This is a genomic window from Pantoea sp. SGAir0215, from assembly GCF_043543215.1.
In genome coordinates, this window is sequence record NZ_CP028031.1 from 1 (window position 1) to 16543 (window position 16543).

The following is a 16543-nucleotide window of genomic DNA, read 5'->3' on the forward strand; positions in this document are numbered from 1 at the left end:
ATTGCTGACCGACTGCTGCGCCACGTTTCAGAAGCCTTTAGTGAAGATCCGCTGCGCGTGCTGCGCGTGGCGCGGTTTGCTGCGCGCGCTTTGCCCACCTTAACTTTTCGCATTGCCGATGAAACCCAGGCGCTGATGCGGCAAATGGTGGAGAGCGGCGAGCTGGCCGATCTTACCGCTGAGCGCGTGTGGAAAGAGACCGAAAAAGCGCTGTCCTCGCATAATCCAGGTCTATTTTCAGGTGCTGCGTGACTGCGGTGCTCTGAAGGTGCTGTTCCCGGAAATCGATAACCTTTATGGCATCCCCGCCCCCGCCAGATGGCATCCTGAAATTGACACGGGCGTGCATACGCTGATGGCATTGACGCTGTCCGCCGCCTTAAGTGAGGCCATTGATGTACGTTTTGCCACGCTGTTTCACGATGTAGGCAAAGCGTTAACGCCCGTTGAAAAGTGGCCCAGCCATCGCGGTCATGGCCCCGCCGGTGTGCCGCTGGTTGCCGCACTCTGTGAGCGTTTGCGCGTGCCGAATGCCATTCGCGATTTAGCCCTGCTGGTAACCGAATTCCACGACACGATGCATACCATTGAGCAGTTGCCTTCTGAGGCGATTGTGGCGTTATTTGACCGTCTCGACGCCTGGCGTAAGCCTGAACGCGTGCATCAACTGGCGCTGTGTAGCGAAGCCGATGCCCGTGGGCGCGGTGGGCTCGCCAGCATGCCGTATCCACAGGGTGACTATCTGCGACGCGCGCATTTGCGCGGGCGCAGGCCGTGTCATCGAAAGCGGTGGTTGAGGCTGGCTTTAAAGGGAGTGCGGTGCGGGAAGAGCTGACGCGGCGCCGCATCGACGCCGTTGCCGAAGGCAGAGGTTAACGCGGCCAGTGACCTGGCCGCGTTGGGTTTACGTGAACAGCATGTAAACCGCAGCCGCTACGATAAAGCGGTAGACCGCAAACGATACGAAAGAGATGCGTTTGATCAGCTCCAGGAACACTTTGATCGCAATCATCGCGACGACAAAGGCAGTGATAAAACCCACTGCAAACATCGGGAAGTCGGCCATGCTCAGGAAGCCCAGGCTCTTGTACAGATCCAGCCCGGTCGCCCCCATCATCATCGGTACGGCGAGGATAAAGGAGAACTCGGACGCCGCATAGCGACTCACGCCCATCAGCATTCCGCCTGAAATCGTGGCACCTGAACGCGAGAAGCCCGGCCACAGCGCCAGACACTGGAAGCAGCCGATCATAAACGCCTGACGATAGGTAATGTCATCCACGCCAACGGATTTTGGCTGTTTTGGCTTCAGGAATTCCGCCGCTAACAGCAGCAAACCGCCGACCACCAGCGCATACATAACATTTATCGGATTAAACAGCGTTTTAATTTGATCGTGTAAGACCAGCCCTATCACGACAGCAGGAATCATGCCCAGCAGGATATGAATCAGCGTATAAGCGACCGGTTCCTGTCCCTTCGTGTTTGACTTCGCCAAAGTGAATGCCGATCAGGCCAAACAAACGCGCCAAAAACATCACGACTACCGCCAGAATGGAGCCTAGCTGAATCACGACTTCAAAGGTTTCGGCTTTGTCACCCTCAAAGCCAAGCAAATGCCCCACTATAATCATGTGCCCGGTGGAAGAGACCGGTAAAAACTCGGTCAGCCCTTCTACCACGCCCAGGATTGCAGCTACCCACAGCTGATGAATATCTGCCATCCAATGTATTTCCTCTGTCCGTTTTAAAACCATGAAAAAGGCGCTAGCAGTCGCGCTATCGCCTTGAATCTTATCTGTCCAGCCTGAATATAACATTAAGCTCGCTTGCCAATTGAGTTTGTTATAACGAAACGGCACCTGCTGAGACAGACCATAATTTGGTTTGGTTTCATTGTGATGGCAATCACATCATCACTATTTAGGAATAGTCCCGCGCTCAATTCGCACGCCAACCTGCGCGGCCTGCGCTACAGCGCCCGGTTTTGCTACCTTTATACGCACACCGGGCGAATTGAAACGGTTCATCAACAGATCCGCAATTTCTTCGGCAACGCGTTCGACCAGTGCAAAACGTCCGCCCGTCAGATGTGTCAGGATCGCCTCAGAGACGTCGGCGTAGCTCAGACAATCCTTAACATCGTCACTGGCGGCCGCCTGGCGGTTATCCCACGCCATTTCGATATCGATCACCAGCTTCTGCTGAATCCCTGCTCCAGTCGTAAACGCCAATTGTAGTGAAGACGGTGAGTTGTTCTATAAAGACGATATCCATGACGGTGCTCTCTGTTTTTGGCCAGGCCGGATACCACTTCCGGCAGATTGTGCGTATTATCCATAGTTGACGTGATCAAAACGACCCCAAAGGAAACGGGACGGTGTTATGAGTGCTTTCGCGCTTGGTATGATTATTTTTCGCGTATCTGTGTGGGTCCATCTCCAGTGCGATTCTGGTATGCAAACTCGCCGGGCTACCCGATCCCCGCACCCACGGTTCAGGCAACCCGGGTGCCACCAATGTGCTGCGCCTTGGCGGCAAAGCGGCGGCAGCAACGGTGCTGGTATTCGATATTCTGAAAGGTATGGTGGCCTGTCTGGCTGGCGTACCTGCTTCACGTGCCCCCGCTCTACCTGGGCTTAAACCGCCATTGCCGCCTGTCTGGGCCATATTTATCCGGTGTTTTTCCGCTTCAGAGGCGGGAAAGGCGTGGCGACCGCGTTTGGTGCTATCGCGCCTATCGGCTGGGATCTGACCGGGCTGATGACCGGCACCTGGCTCTTGACCGTGCTGCTCAGCGGTTACTCATCGCTTGGGGCGATTGTCAGCGCCCTGATTGCGCCGTTCTATGTCTGGTGGTTTAAACCGCAGTTTTACGTTCCCGGTTTCCATGCTCTCCTGCCTGATTTTGCTGCGACATCATGACAACATCCAACGTCTGTGGCGTCGTCAGGAAAATAAAATCTGGAAGCGCAAAAAGAAACAGTAAGCGTAAAAAAAGCCGGTTGACCGGCTTTTTTCTGTCAGATGGCAGGCAGTTCGGCCAGCGGCCAGCGCGGCCTGACGCTTACGCCCAGCTCTCCCCGCGTACCGCCTTTCAGACGCACCATGCCCGCGTAGGCAATCATGGCACCGTTATCGGTGCAAAATTCAGGACGGGCATAAAATACCTCACCACCGCGCTTCTGCATCATGACCGCCATTTGCTCGCGCAGCGTACGGTTGGCACTTACGCCGCCCGCAATCACCAGCCGCTTAAAACCGGTTTCATCCAGGGCGCGTTTGCATTTGATGGCCAACGTATCCACCACCGCATCTTCAAACGCAACGGGCGATGTCGGCACGGGTTTGCGCGTCATCGTCATGGCCACGAATGGTATTCGCCGCAAAGGTCTTCAGGCCCGAGAAACTGAAATCCAGCCCCGGACGATCGGTCATCGGACGCGGGAACGTGAAGCGTCCAGCCGTGCCCTGCTGCGCCATTTTCGACAGCATGGGACCGCCGGGATAATCCAGCCCCAGCAATTTGGCGGTTTTATCGAAGGCTTCGCCTGCGGCATCGTCAATTGACTCGCCCAGCAGTACATATTCACCAATGCCGGTAACGCTGATCAGCTGCGTGTGGCCGCCAGAAACCAGCAAGGCCACAAACGGGAAGGCGGGTGGATTGTCTTCCAGCATCGGCGCCAGCAGATGGCCTTCCATATGATGCACGGGCACCGCAGGCACCTTCCACGCAAAGGCCAGCGCGCGCCCAATCGTCGCGCCCACCAGCAACGCGCCGACCAGGCCCGGCCCCGCCGTATAGGCCACCGCATCAATCTGCTGCGGCGCTAAATCCGCCTGTTTCAGCGCCGCCTGAATCAGGGGCACCGTTTTACGTACGTGATCGCGCGAAGCCAGTTCCGGTACCACGCCGCCGTAATCGGCATGCAGTTTTACCTGGCTGTAGAGCTGGTTCGCGACTAAGCCAGCCTCGTCATCATAGATTGCGATGCCGGTTTCATCGCACGATGTTTCAATACCCAGAATTCGCATTGCTTCACCTCATTCTTGCGGCGCGCAGTTTAGCATAGCCACTGTGCAAAAAGAGGACTCAATCCACGCAAAAAGTCATTTTCTGCTGCCTAAAGAGTGCGCTATACTCCCGCCCCTGGAAAAAACCGGCAGCCGCACAGGCATACGCTCCTGTTGGTTCTTAATTATCCATGGTGCTTTACAAGCCGACGCGAGTTGGAGTAAAATGCTGCACCATTTTGAAATGTGCTGGCGCCGCAGTCAGCAGAAAAACCGAATTTTATTGAGGTGAGAGTTACATGCCGGTAATTAAAGTACGTGAAAACGAGCCGTTCGACGTAGCACTGCGTCGCTTTAAGCGTTCTTGCGAGAAAGCAGGCGTTCTGGCTGAAGTTCGTCGTCGTGAGTTTTATGAAAAACCAACGACCGAGCGTAAGCGCGCTAAAGCATCTGCAGTTAAGCGTCATGCCAAAAAAACTGGCTCGCGAAAACGCACGCCGCACTCGTCTGTACTAATATCCCGGAGGTTCGCCTCCACAGCGTGATAAACGCAGACCGAGTCAAGTAAAAGGCCGTGCTTTCCGAAAGGAAGCGCGGCTTGTTGTCGTTTATGAGCTGAAAAAACGGGGCTTATGGCAGGACGAATTCCACGCGTATTTATCAATGACTTACTTGCCCGCACGGACATCGTGGAGTTGATCGATGCTCGCGTAAAGCTAAAAAAGCAGGGAAAGAATTATCATGCGTGCTGTCCTTTTCATAATGAGAAAACCCCTCTTTTACCGTAAATGGCGAAAAACAGTTTTATCACTGTTTTGGTTGTGGTGCGCACGGTAATGCCATCGACTTTCTGATGAACTACGATCGTCTGGAGTTTGTTGAAAGTATCGAAGAGTTAGCCACTTCTCACGGGTTAGATGTCCCTTACGAAGCGGGTAACGGGCCCAGCCCGATGGAACGCCATCAGCGCCAGAGCCTGTACCAACTGATGGACAACCTTAACGGTTTTTATCAGCAGAGTTTGCAGCAATCCAGTGCCCAGTCAGCGCGCGATTATCTTCAACATCGCGGCCTGAGCGCCGATATCATTAATCATTTCGCGATAGGTTATGCCCCCGCCGGTTGGGACAATGTTCTCAAACGCTTTGGTAAGCAGCCGGAAGATCGCGAGTCATTAATGGAAGCGGGCATGCTGGTCAGTAATGACAAAGGCCGGGTTTACGATCGCTTTCGCGAGCGTGTGATGTTTCCCATCCGCGATAAGCGAGGCCGCGTTATCGGCTTTGGCGGCCGCGTGCTGGGTAATGATACGCCGAAGTATCTTAACTCGCCCGAAACGCCTGTTTTTCATAAAGGTCGTCAGCTGTATGGCCTGTATGAAGCCTTAAAAAATCATCCTGAACCGAAACGCCTGTTAGTGGTGGAAGGCTATATGGATGTCGTTGCCCTGGCGCAATACGGCGTGGACTACGCGGTTGCCTCACTGGGTACATCGACCACGGCTGAACATATTCAGTTGCTGTTTCGCAGTACGGATAACGTGATTTGCTGTTACGACGGCGATCGCGCCGGACGTGAAGCCGCCTGGCGAGCGCTTGAAACCGCATTGCCTTACATGAATGACGGTCGTCAACTACGCTTTATGTTTTTACCTGACGGCGAAGACCCGGATACGTTGGTTCGCAAAGAAGGTAAAGCCGCATTCGAAGCGAGGATGGAGCAGGCTATGCCGCTCTCTTCGTTTTTGTTCGACAGCCTGTTGCCGCAGGTCGATTTAAGCTCTCGTGACGGCAAAGCGCGTTTAAGTACACTGGCATTGCCACTGATCACGCAGATTCCCGGTGAAACGTTACGCATTTATCTGCGTCAGGAACTGGGCAACAAACTCGGTATTCTGGATGATGCGCAGCTTGAAAGCTGATGCCTAAACAGGCACAGGGCGCAAGCGCACCGGTTGCTCCGCCGCTGAAACGCACCACAATGCGCGTACTGGTGGCGTTGCTGATTCAGAATCCACAACTGGCAAGTCTGGTCCCTGCACTGGATGGGCTGGCCGAGTCAAAAATAGCCGGTTTACCGCTATTTATTGAATTAGTGAAGCGCTGTAACGAGAATCCTGGATTGACCACCGGTCAGCTACTAGAGTTATATCGCGGAACAAATTTTAGCCAAACGCTTGAAACACTGGCCGTGTGGAACCACATGATAGTGGATGAAGAGAGCGAAGCGGTGTTCCAGGATTCCCTGGCCAGTATTTATGACGCGGCTCTGGAAGAACGACTGGAGTTCCTGATTGCGCGAGAACGCACCCATGGACTCAGCACCGATGAACGCCGCGAGCTCTGGACACTGAGCCAGGCCTTCGCGAAAAAGTAACAGGTTACCCTACCTGCTGCTGTCCGTAACCGGAGCGGCAGGTTTAGTTATTCAGGGCGAAGCAGGTTTTGTCGCGGTAAGCGAACCGTTACCTCCGCTATGTGAGGATGGCGAGTACCGCCAGTGGCAAAAATGTTGTGAAAGCCAGCTTCCGTCCTCGGGCTATTGGCGTTGAAGCAGGTTTTGCCGCTGAAAGCGCGCAGTCACCGGAGCGTACTGATGTACGTGAGGATGACGAGCACTGTCAGAGGCAAAAATGGCGAGTAAGCCAGCTTCCGCCCTCGGGCCGTCGGCGTCGAAGCAAATTTTGTCGCTGAAAGCGCGCAGTCACCGGAGCGTACTGATGTACATGAGGATGACGAGCACTGTCAGAGGCAAAAATGGCGAGTAAGCCAGCTTCCGCCCTCGGCCGTCGGCGTCGAAGCAAGTTTTGTCGCTGAAAGCGCGCAGTCACCGGAGCGTACTGATGTACGTGAGGATGACGAGCACTGTCAGAGGCAAAAATGGCGAGTAAGCCAGGCCCGACATAAAATTTGCGGCTTAAGTGCCGATTACTAATGGGCAAAGCCCAGGCCGCGACGAAGGCAGCGGCGAGAACGAAATGCCTTCAATGTTATTGTTGGCTCGCTGCCGACCGACACCAATCTAATTAACAGAAGTGTGGATACCGTCTTATGGAGCAAAACCGCAGTCACAGCTCAAGCTTCTTGTCACCCGTGGTAAGGAGCAAGGCTATCTGACCTATGCTGAGGTCAATGACCATCTGCCGGAAGATATCGTCGACTCCGATCAGATCGAAGACATCATCCAGATGATTAACGACATGGGCATCCAGGTGGTTGAGGAAGCCCCGGACGCCGACGATCTGATGCTGAATGAAAACAGCTCCGATACTGACGAAGATGCCGCGGAAGCTGCCGCTCAGGTATTATCCAGCGTTGAATCTGAAATTGGCCGCACCACCGACCCGGTTCGCATGTACATGCGTGAAATGGGTACCGTTGAACTGCTGACCCGCGAAGGCGAAATCGACATCGCGAAGCGTATCGAAGACGGTATTAACCAGGTTCAGTGTTCCGTTGCTGAATATCCGGAAGCCATTACCTACCTGCTGGATCAGTACGATCGTGTTGAAGCCGGTGAGTCGCGTCTGTCAGACCTTATCACTGGCTTTGTCGATCCTAACGCAGAAGAAGACCTGGCACCGACCGCCACCCACGTCGGTTCTGAGTTGTCCGAAGAAGATCGTAATGACGACGACGATGACGACGAAGAGAGCGACGACGACAGCTCTGACGACGATAACTCTATCGACCCGGAACTGGCGCGCGAGAAGTTCTCTGACCTGCGTACGCAATACGAAACGACGCGCGATGTGATCAAGAGCAAAGGACGCAGCCATGCGGCCTCTGTCGCTGAGATCCAGAACCTGTCTGACGTCTTCAAACAGTTCCGCCTGGTACCGAAGCAGTTCGACTACCTGGTGAACAACATGCGCGAAATGATGGAACGTGTCCGTACCCAGGAGCGTTTGATCATGAAGCTGTGTATTGAAGTGTGCAAAATGCCGAAGAAAAACTTCATTACGCTGTTCACCGGTAACGAGACCAACGAGAGCTGGTTCAAAGCCGCACTGGCGATGAACAAGCCATGGTCTGAAAAACTGCTGGACGTGCAGGATGACGTGATGCGTTCGCTGCAGAAACTGGCACAGATTGAAGAAGAAACCGGCCTGACCATCGAGCAGGTGAAAGACATCAACCGTCGGATGTCGATCGGTGAAGCGAAAGCCCGCCGCGCGAAGAAAGAAATGGTTGAAGCTAACCTGCGTCTGGTGATTTCAATCGCCAAGAAATACACCAACCGTGGTCTGCAGTTCCTGGATCTGATTCAGGAAGGTAACATCGGTCTGATGAAAGCGGTTGATAAGTTTGAATACCGTCGCGGCTACAAGTTCTCGACCTACGCCACATGGTGGATTCGTCAGGCGATTACCCGTTCTATCGCTGACCAGGCGCGTACCATCCGTATTCCGGTGCATATGATTGAGACCATCAACAAACTCAACCGTATTTCGCGCCAGATGCTGCAGGAGATGGGCCGTGAGCCGACGCCAGAAGAACTGGCTGAGCGCATGCTGATGCCAGAAGATAAGATTCGCAAGGTGCTGAAGATTGCCAAAGAGCCTATCTCTATGGAGACGCCGATTGGTGATGATGAAGATTCACATCTGGGTGATTTTATCGAAGACACCACGCTGGAGCTGCCGCTGGACTCTGCAACCTCTGAGAGCCTGCGTTCCGCGACCCACGACGTGCTGGCTGGCCTGACCGCGCGTGAAGCCAAAGTGCTGCGCATGCGTTTCGGTATCGATATGAACACCGACCACACGTTAGAAGAAGTGGGCAAACAGTTTGACGTTACCCGTGAGCGTATTCGTCAGATTGAAGCGAAAGCCCTGCGTAAACTGCGCCACCCGAGCCGCTCGGAAGTGCTGCGTAGCTTCCTCGACGACTAAGCCGTTAAAACCCCGGTTCGCCGGGGTTTTTTATGCCTGCTGCCCTGCCCTTTTCCAAACCGCCAACATCAATGCCGCAGCTGTAACGCCTCGTACATCTGGCGATATAGCGCCACCATCTCTTCCAGTGAGGCCCGGTTTAATCCGCTGGGATTCGGCAACACCCACACCTGGGTTTTCCCCATGTAGATAGGCTGCTCGCCCATTCCACTTTGCTCTGACGAAACGCGCGTTTAAAGGCATCTTTGCCCAGGATCGCCAGCGCGGCAGGCTGATAGCATAGAACCTTGTCCATCAGCCGCTGACCGCCATCACGTAGCTCATCACTGGCCAGTTTCATTTGCCTGAATGGTCGGGCGCTCGACCAGCATTGTAATACCACAGCCGGTCTCCAGTAAGCGCTGCTCCTCTTCCGGCTTCAGTTGCTGCACCGTAAACCCTGCCAGGTGAATCACCTTCCAGAAGCGATTGCCGGGATGGGCAAAATGATAGCCGGTGTGCGCGGTCGACTGACCGGGATTAATGCCGCAGAAGAGGACGTTCAGGTCCGGTGCAATGATATCGGTGATGTTGTGTTCGCTCATGAGGCCTCCTGGCTTTGCGCTGCGTCCTGGCCGCTCACGCAAAGAATCCGTATTCGTCATAATCTTGCCAGTGGTTAACGCTTATTTGCGGAGCAATGTCGTGATCGCGGCTGTCTTTCCTACTGTTAAGCCCAAAAAGACAATCGCGCTTCACCGCGCATGCGACGACGCTGCGTATCAGCGTAGCGTTTTTGCCGGTTTTATCATAGTTATCAGCAAGTAAAACATTGCTGCTTATTTCAGCAACCAGCCGAACAACGCTGGATTGCCCGAACAGATACTTTATAATCCCCGCTCCATTGGCCCCTTAGCTCAGTGGTTAGAGCAGGCGACTCATAATCGCTTGGTCGCTGGTTCAAACCAGCAGGGCCACCAGATCTCACCTGTTGAATCAGGACATTAAGCCACTTTTAGCCGAGTGGCTTTTTTGTTTCTATAGGCCAGCGTCACAAAAGCATCACATGACTTTATTCGTTCTTTTTGAACGCAGATACAAAAAGCATACTTTCGCGAGCTTTCAGTGAAGTAACGATTACCTTCTGTCGTTATGCGTAAAAATCGGCACCTTATTAGTCTGGCCCGGCGAGACGATCATCCCCGCTATGCTTTCGTACGTTTTGAAGGTGCACCTGCTACGCGATCCTGGCGAGCGCGATCGCCATTTCCAGCGAGTTAAGGCCCGGCACGCCGAGCTGATTCTGCGCTTAACCGGACTTTCATTACAGTGTACTGGCCGTTTTCGTAAGTGGTACGATGATGTTTGAGATGGTTTCCGCTTCGGTCGCACCCACGGCAACGCGCACCAAGACATTAACCGATTTGGCCTGGTCGACAATCGCCTGCTAACGTGCATTTTGCCCCGGCTTTGGCGATACCACCCTACACGTTAGCAAACAATACCGGCGTATTCAGCGGTAGTGTCGGTGTCCCAGGCGGTACAGACCAGCCCAATAATCGCGGTAGAGATGATGGAAATGGTGCGAGTGCCATCCATGATTTCGACGATGCAGATACCATGACAGTAATCAGACATCTGATGCCCCGGTAAAATGGATGTGCTCATAATGTCAGGTCAGGCGATGCAGTTTATACAATTAGGGTTTGTTGAAGAATGATCGGGCATTTACTCGGGAATGATCGCTTTGCCTTCCTGTGGCACTATGAACAGCCATCATCAAAAAGAGGGAACGAGAATGATCTCAGGAAGAGCAGAAAAACAGGAACCTGGACGGTATTACACTTTTGAGTCAAGATTGCCCCCGGAGAATTTTTTGAGCTTCGGCCACAACATCTACCACGCAATGCTCAGCCGGTGCTTGATGAAACAAGCGGTATGTGTATCGGCTACACAGTGGCTCAGGCTCCCGGCCTCTGGCAAATTTATGATGCACAGGGCCATTTTGTCCGGCTTGAAGAGGCTCCGCTTGAAACGCCGTTGTTCGATCCCATTGATATTGCACTGATTGCTTTTGGTGTTTTCCGCATTCTCCGCACTGGCCGTGCTTTATTTGAAGCGGGTACGCGAACAGCGATTACAGCAAAGCTTGGCCAGGGAACGATTTCATTTTTGCGCGCCCGGTTTAAACTCGGCTTATCTGTACGCAACCTGAAAATGACCGAAACGGCTGCTAAGCACATGTATGAAACGGGTCGGTATGTTCCTTTACATATTCAGGAAAAAGCTATTCGTTTTGGTAAGCGAACGGCCGATCCCCGGAAAGTTAAAGGCCTGTACAGATACGAAATTGAGATGTACAAGCTTTATCGTAAGAAGGCCACTACTGAGTATAAAAAATACACACTCGAAGTTGTGGTAAGAGAGTCCGACTGGACAATCACCCACTTTATGTATTTTTAAAAACCGACAGGAACGCATCAATGTTTGATATTAAAGACGAGAAATTTACGTTTACGGTTTCTCCTTTTGAAAGAGTGGTCGATAACGACATTGACCCTGAACATCATCGCTGGGACTGGATAAAATCTTTTGTTGAATTTTCTGTTCCTGGCCTGAAAGCGCAGTTTCAAACTGAATTTACGGTAGGCGAGCTACTGGAACTACGTGAGCAATTTGCAGCGCACCATAACGCTTTAATTGCTCAACGTGAGATAAAGCCTTTCGAGTTTCAAAGCCAGTGCCATCAACTGAATATGATAATCAGGAAAGTAACCGGCGAAGAGGGTGTAATTATTGAATATAACCTTCGTCCTGAAGCGCATGCTGACAGCGCTCAGGTGAAAGGTGATTTCGACATCAATGAGAGCTACTTCCCAGATATTTTAAAACGGCTGGATGAGATGATTGAATGGCAAAATTAAGCCTTCCCGCCTCTAAAATTTTCCTGATAGTCCCCGCTGTAACGGGGATGTTTCTGTTTAGGCTTTCCCGGCCAACTAATATCCGGTGCCGTTAAGGTCTCCACGCGGTAGGTTCTCCATTACTCCAGTAGCGCTTTCTCGCTCTCCATGGCGATGCCCAACTCGTCCGCATCCTGCAAGGGCGGAATAACGTATTACACCTCACATTACGCTAAGAATGGCACACTTTGACCTACTCACATTTCCCCATGATTTTGCGCGGACCAGCCACTGTAAAACAGGTCCGCAGATCCTATACGCTTTCCTGGATTGCTTTCGCTCAACGTTTTCAGCTTTGGCAAAATTTTGCTCTCAGTGCGTTGGTAACGCATACAGAGCGTACAGCAGGTATGCTATTTTTTTAACCTGACAAAATATCGGTAGATTTTTTTTGCCAGACAGATAGCGGCAATGCCCAGCAAAATCGATGTTATACCGAGAAAAAGCATTAACGAAAGGAGATGGCTAAACATCCCGCCCAGGCTTGTGAAATCGCTGAGTCTGACGAGTTGTTCTGGGGTTAGTGTACGAACCACTATTTCCGGAAGAATCAGAAAACATATAATGACTGCTAAAATATAAATCGTCTTATTTTTTCCCTTTTTCATTATTTTCCTGTCTGAGTTTGAGGGTAAGGTATTTTCTGTTTTTGATTTTTCTTCATCCGTCCAGTGACCTGCTCGGGCCGAGTCAATCAGTAATTGAATGGTCAACGCCTTTTCTGCTTTGCCATTATCTTCAGGAAAATAGCGAGTGAAATTGATTTCATCTAAATTAATTGAAAATTTCTCTGTGAATTCCTCCAGTAAATCATAGACATCTAACGGGTCCATTCGAAAATCTTCATTAAGATCGGTATTATGTTTGAGCGGATACCGCTTAAAGGTAAATATGCTTCGACCATTGTAAGTCTCAACAAGATCGAGTACTGCTTTTTCTGTCTCGTCCATTATCGTAGTCTGCTCTTCTTTCTGGCAATCTTATTTTATTTGAATGTTATCTCATAGCTAATATTGTAAGCGTACAACTTAGATTGCTCATTCATTTATAAGGATCTTACATTCTGATTATTTACTTTGAGCAAGTCAATATGGGTAAGGCCCGATTCACTGAACATCATATTACAGATAAATATTGAAACTTCATGGTGTTTTGAAAATCGCCATGAAAAAGATTATACGGTTGAGGTTAAACCCACTTACTGTATCTTACATAAAGATAAGCAACGATACCGACCCAGGCAACCACAAACCCCATTGGGTAAAATGGAACGAATCGCACAATAAAATAAGCACCAACAACACTGACTATAATCGGTACAAGATAGAAAAAAGATTGAAGTAACCCTACAATAAAAATCTTCATTTACTCACAACTCCATCAAAGCCTCAGCTATTTTATCAAACTTGTAATGGCCAAATTAAAAACTTCACAATAGCGAAATTTAGCTTTTTTCATTTACCACACATATAATTAACTCAATATTTCACGCACAAATTACCCCTCCGGCTCAATTCCCTTGCCTTTAATGCCTCTCTCGCCAGGTTCTTCAGCCAGCTTGCCAGACTAATTCCTTCTTCAGTTGCAACCGCATCGAGCTGTTTTTTCAAGGCGGGATCAATGCGCATTTGAAATTGTGGGGACTTGCCTCCACCTTTTGGTTTTTTTTCACGCATTATAATTGACATGTACTGACCTATTCCCTCATTTTAATCCTTTAAAAGACCACACTAACATGAGGCCTTTTATGAGAGCAACGCCCCGGCAGTGATGCAACACATACCGGAGCGTCTGACCACAACGTTCAGTGTTAAGGAAACAACGCTATGGCTAACACCGATAGTAACACAACCGCCCATCATCAAATCGTGGACATTCAGCCAGTTATCGAATCTGCGATCTCAAACCTCTTGAAAACGCCGCTTGGCACCACGCACGATCTGTTTCAGGTGCTGGATACGTGCGTGCGCTATGTGGATGCCCTGATTGAATGTCACGATATCACCGCTCGTATGGCACTATGCGGCCGTCTGCTCGCTGCACTGGAAGTCTTGAAAGTTCTGTTAGACAAGCCACTGCCAGAACACCTGATTAAACGCCTCACGCTGGAGAAAGGTAATGACAAAGCCTGTCGCAGCGGTTGTTCGATAGATTCGGAAGAGATGCGGCAATATTGCAGCGCATTGACGTTAGTGTTGCTGAATCAGCCGGCTTCTACAGACTTGCAGAAACACATCACCGGCTTGTTATTCCAGATGATTAACATCATGACTGATGACTTAACCGCGCCGCGTTTTGTGCAAACAGCGTCGGGGCTGGTGATGATCGATAGCAAACTTACAGATAGCGTTCATTAATTCCGGCCCTTTCCCTTCTTCCCTTTGGAAGAAGGGAATTCGCATACCGAATTCAAATCCCAGCGCGGACTTACTCTTAGTACCAAAATACTTTATCACCCCTGCGTTTTCTTCTGCCGAAAATCGCCACGCTTTTTCTCTCTTCACCGGAAGCCTGTTTTGCCTGACTCATATCAGTAAAATCTTTTTATTCCGTACAGTAATTGCCAGTGTCCCCAAGTGCCCCGGCCCTCACCACCGTACAGTTATTAACAGAACTCCCAGAGGCCGCTTTCGCGCCCTTGAACGTCAACGGCTCGCTGGCCTTCAGCCTGATCTCCCAGCGATCCCATCCAGGCCGCAGCCATAAAAAAACCCGCTTTCGCGGGTTGGGCTTACAGCAGCTGCGGTGACGGGTTATTGCTGCCTTTCGCCATCACCGGCACGGTATTAATCTGTGCCGGTTCGACGATAATCCCGGATACGCTCTCCAGGGTTTTAAAGGTACAACTGCAGTTAATGTTCTGGCACTGGTGATAACGTTCTTTCGTCTCTTTCGAAACGTAACGGCTGCTTTTCGTATGGGCGGCGGTCTGACATTTTGGGCAATGCATCATAGTTGTTCTCCTCTCTGGCATAGTGCAACATTAGCCAAAGACTAAACAAAAAGCAACAATAATTAGACTTAATCTAATCAGCTTGCTTTTCAACTAAGATGTAGTCCACGTTTTCAGTCATCAGCTCCAGGTTCAACTGGGTGGTAAAGCCACTTTTATCGAGGGTATGCACGATATTAGTAATCAGCCATTTTTGATTATCGATGACCGATTTAAAACCTTGAGCTTTGACCGGCGTTTCAGGAATCAACTCCGCAGCACCCAGCGCCAGTAGGATCTTCAGCGTAGCCCGGTTGCGTTGCAGTTCCTGCCACTTTGCCTTAGCCGCCTCCTCTGCTTCCTCCTGGCTACTGAAGTGCGTATTCAGTACATACAGCTTCTTATTGCTGCCAAAAACATAGGTTTTTCCCGGGTCTTGTTGCCCGATTGTGGGGATATTTTTGGCTGCGGGATGGACAGGGTTCACCGTCGGTGTTGCTGGCGGTATCGTGTTGACGGTTACCCCTTTCTGCTGCGCCTTTTTCTGATCGTACCATTTTGCTTCTACGCCACTGTAATCGTCGCGCTTAAACAATTTGTACTCATACTTATCGCCATCCTGTCGGTTCAGATTCAAGAGTGAAATCGGCTTTCCGCTCACGGTCACGCCCTGCCCGGGGGCAAAGAACTGCAGCATTTCTTTTTTAATTGTCGCCACCGCGCCAACCAGCATAGCCAGACGAGTAATAAATGTGCCGTCCGTTTCCTGCGTTTGATCGAGATGCTTAATCTTTTTCTTAGCTATCTCCTGCGAAACTTTCCACTTGAGGTTGTTACGTTTCGCGATTTTCTCCACGGCCTCGCCAACCGTCATGTCTGGATATGAATCCGTGATTTTAACATCGAGCGAACCGCTAAAATCGGCGCTTCGGGCGACCACCGTTATCGTGTCCGGCGCGCCCTGGTAAGTGACCTCATCAATGAGGTAGATGCCTTTATTTGCAAGCGGCTGTCCTTTCCAGCCAATCTCCAGGGCGACTTTTGCGCCAAAAGGCGGCATGACCAACTGGCCGTCGCTGTCGTCCAGCGTCAGCTCCAGTTGATCGGCCTGCAAGCCACGGTTATCCGTTAACTTCAGAGAAATCAGCCGTGGGCGAATATCTTCCGTTTTATCCTTCGTCTCAATTTTGATATTGAAGTCCGGCGTCGGCGCAACGCGCAGAGGCACCGGAATCGGGGCGATATCGCTCATCTCAGCGCCCTCCGCTCAGCGCAGAGGTAACGCTGTTGATGACAGAACCCACCCGTTGCGCTGCGTCACTGGCCCGGTTTTGCAGTTCTTCCGCCTGCCTTTTTAAGTCGCCGAACATGCTGGTCAGCGAATCGTCAACCCGCAGCAGGCTGAGTGTAAAGCCAATCTTGCGCGCGCTGCCGTCGCTGTAAAATTCCGTATGCGTGGCCGAAAAATCTGTTACGACAAACATGCCGTAAATAATGCCATTGCCGCCAATCAGCGGCCACGCCAGGCCTTCATCGGCCATCGCCTTCAGTGCCAGCAGCGTGACATTGCCGCCGGTGATTTCAGGCCGGAGCTCGCCAGACAGGGTGATTTTATCGTCACCGGCACCCAAAAACTGGGTCGACTCACGTCGCCCTACGCGACTGTTTTTTGCCCAGCGATAGCCCACGTCATGCTTCAGATTGTCGAAGGGAAGGGTTTGCCGTACAAACGGCATCATGCCTAATATCATCATCATG

9 protein-coding genes, 1 tRNA gene and 9 pseudogenes are annotated in these 16543 nt (G+C 51.3%); 9 read left to right on the plus strand and 10 right to left on the minus strand.

What is annotated here, in order from left to right; translation table 11 throughout:
- Positions 1-876: pseudogene (locus C1N64_RS00005) on the plus strand (HD domain-containing protein); the annotation flags it as partial.
- 28 nt (positions 877-904) lie between these two features.
- Here the strand turns inward: C1N64_RS00005 and bacA are convergent.
- Positions 905-1724 (minus strand): annotated as a pseudogene (gene bacA, locus C1N64_RS00010) (undecaprenyl-diphosphate phosphatase).
- Positions 1725-1919: 195 nt separating this feature from the next.
- Positions 1920-2277 (minus strand): annotated as a pseudogene (gene folB / locus C1N64_RS00015) (bifunctional dihydroneopterin aldolase/7,8-dihydroneopterin epimerase).
- 108 nt (positions 2278-2385) lie between these two features.
- Here folB and plsY point away from each other — a divergent pair.
- Positions 2386-2989: pseudogene (plsY, locus tag C1N64_RS00020) on the plus strand (glycerol-3-phosphate 1-O-acyltransferase PlsY).
- 34 nt (positions 2990-3023) lie between these two features.
- On the opposite strand, the pseudogene tsaD reads toward plsY, so the two are convergent.
- Positions 3024-4038, minus strand: a pseudogene (gene tsaD / locus C1N64_RS00025) (tRNA (adenosine(37)-N6)-threonylcarbamoyltransferase complex transferase subunit TsaD).
- A 278-nt stretch (positions 4039-4316) separates the two neighbouring features.
- Here tsaD and rpsU point away from each other — a divergent pair.
- The 3 genes and pseudogenes from rpsU to rpoD all read left to right on the plus strand — a co-directional run bounded on the left by rpsU (position 4317) and on the right by rpoD (position 8911).
- Positions 4317-4533 (plus strand): annotated as a pseudogene (rpsU, locus tag C1N64_RS00030) (30S ribosomal protein S21).
- 116 nt (positions 4534-4649) lie between these two features.
- Positions 4650-6393: pseudogene (gene dnaG / locus C1N64_RS00035) on the plus strand (DNA primase).
- Positions 6394-7057: 664 nt separating this feature from the next.
- Entirely contained in the window at positions 7058-8911 is a 1854-nt protein-coding gene (gene rpoD / locus C1N64_RS00040; protein WP_394515525.1) for an RNA polymerase sigma factor RpoD, read from the plus strand.
- 68 nt (positions 8912-8979) lie between these two features.
- On the opposite strand, the pseudogene mug reads toward rpoD, so the two are convergent.
- Positions 8980-9495, minus strand: a pseudogene (gene mug / locus C1N64_RS00045) (G/U mismatch-specific DNA glycosylase).
- A 301-nt stretch (positions 9496-9796) separates the two neighbouring features.
- On the opposite strand from mug, the gene C1N64_RS00050 reads away from it, so the two are divergent.
- Positions 9797-9870: transfer RNA gene (locus C1N64_RS00050), tRNA-Ile, on the plus strand.
- A 511-nt stretch (positions 9871-10381) separates the two neighbouring features.
- Here the strand turns inward: C1N64_RS00050 and C1N64_RS00055 are convergent.
- Positions 10382-10528 carry a hypothetical protein gene (locus C1N64_RS00055; RefSeq protein WP_394515181.1) on the minus strand — a complete coding sequence of 49 codons (147 nt, stop codon included), beginning with the start codon at positions 10526-10528 and terminating at the stop codon, positions 10382-10384.
- Positions 10529-10807: 279 nt separating this feature from the next.
- On the opposite strand from C1N64_RS00055, the gene C1N64_RS00060 reads away from it, so the two are divergent.
- Positions 10808-11353, plus strand: coding sequence for a hypothetical protein (locus C1N64_RS00060; protein WP_394515182.1), 546 nt, complete (start codon positions 10808-10810; stop codon positions 11351-11353).
- Between the two features lie 20 nt (positions 11354-11373).
- The gene (locus C1N64_RS00065; protein ID WP_205952308.1) at positions 11374-11814 is read left to right on the plus strand and encodes a WapI family immunity protein; all 441 of its coding nucleotides are present in this window, start codon (positions 11374-11376) and stop codon (positions 11812-11814) included.
- A gap of 701 nt (positions 11815-12515) precedes the next feature.
- Here the strand turns inward: C1N64_RS00065 and C1N64_RS00070 are convergent.
- Together C1N64_RS00070 and C1N64_RS00075 are read right to left on the minus strand one after the other, a co-directional pair.
- Positions 12516-12803, minus strand: a pseudogene (locus C1N64_RS00070) (DUF1493 family protein); the annotation flags it as partial.
- Between the two features lie 528 nt (positions 12804-13331).
- On the minus strand, positions 13332-13541 hold the full coding sequence (locus tag C1N64_RS00075; RefSeq protein ID WP_394515183.1) for a toxin-antitoxin system HicB family antitoxin: 210 nt from the start codon (positions 13539-13541) through the stop codon (positions 13332-13334).
- Between the two features lie 138 nt (positions 13542-13679).
- On the opposite strand from C1N64_RS00075, the gene C1N64_RS00080 reads away from it, so the two are divergent.
- Positions 13680-14210, plus strand: a complete 531-nt coding sequence (locus C1N64_RS00080; protein WP_058702287.1) for a hypothetical protein — start codon at positions 13680-13682, stop codon at positions 14208-14210.
- Between the two features lie 374 nt (positions 14211-14584).
- On the opposite strand, the gene C1N64_RS00085 is transcribed toward C1N64_RS00080, so the two are convergent.
- From C1N64_RS00085 to C1N64_RS00095, 3 genes are all read right to left on the minus strand, one after another.
- Entirely contained in the window at positions 14585-14806 is a 222-nt protein-coding gene (locus tag C1N64_RS00085) for an ogr/Delta-like zinc finger family protein (RefSeq protein ID WP_033739904.1), read from the minus strand.
- 73 nt (positions 14807-14879) lie between these two features.
- Positions 14880-16037, minus strand: coding sequence for a contractile injection system protein, VgrG/Pvc8 family (locus C1N64_RS00090; RefSeq protein WP_394515169.1), 1158 nt, complete (start codon positions 16035-16037; stop codon positions 14880-14882).
- A gap of 1 nt (position 16038) precedes the next feature.
- Positions 16039-16542: a phage tail protein gene (locus C1N64_RS00095; RefSeq protein ID WP_058702289.1), complete on the minus strand. Its 504-nt coding sequence runs from the start codon at positions 16540-16542 to the stop codon at positions 16039-16041.
- Position 16543: the final 1 nt, after the last annotated feature.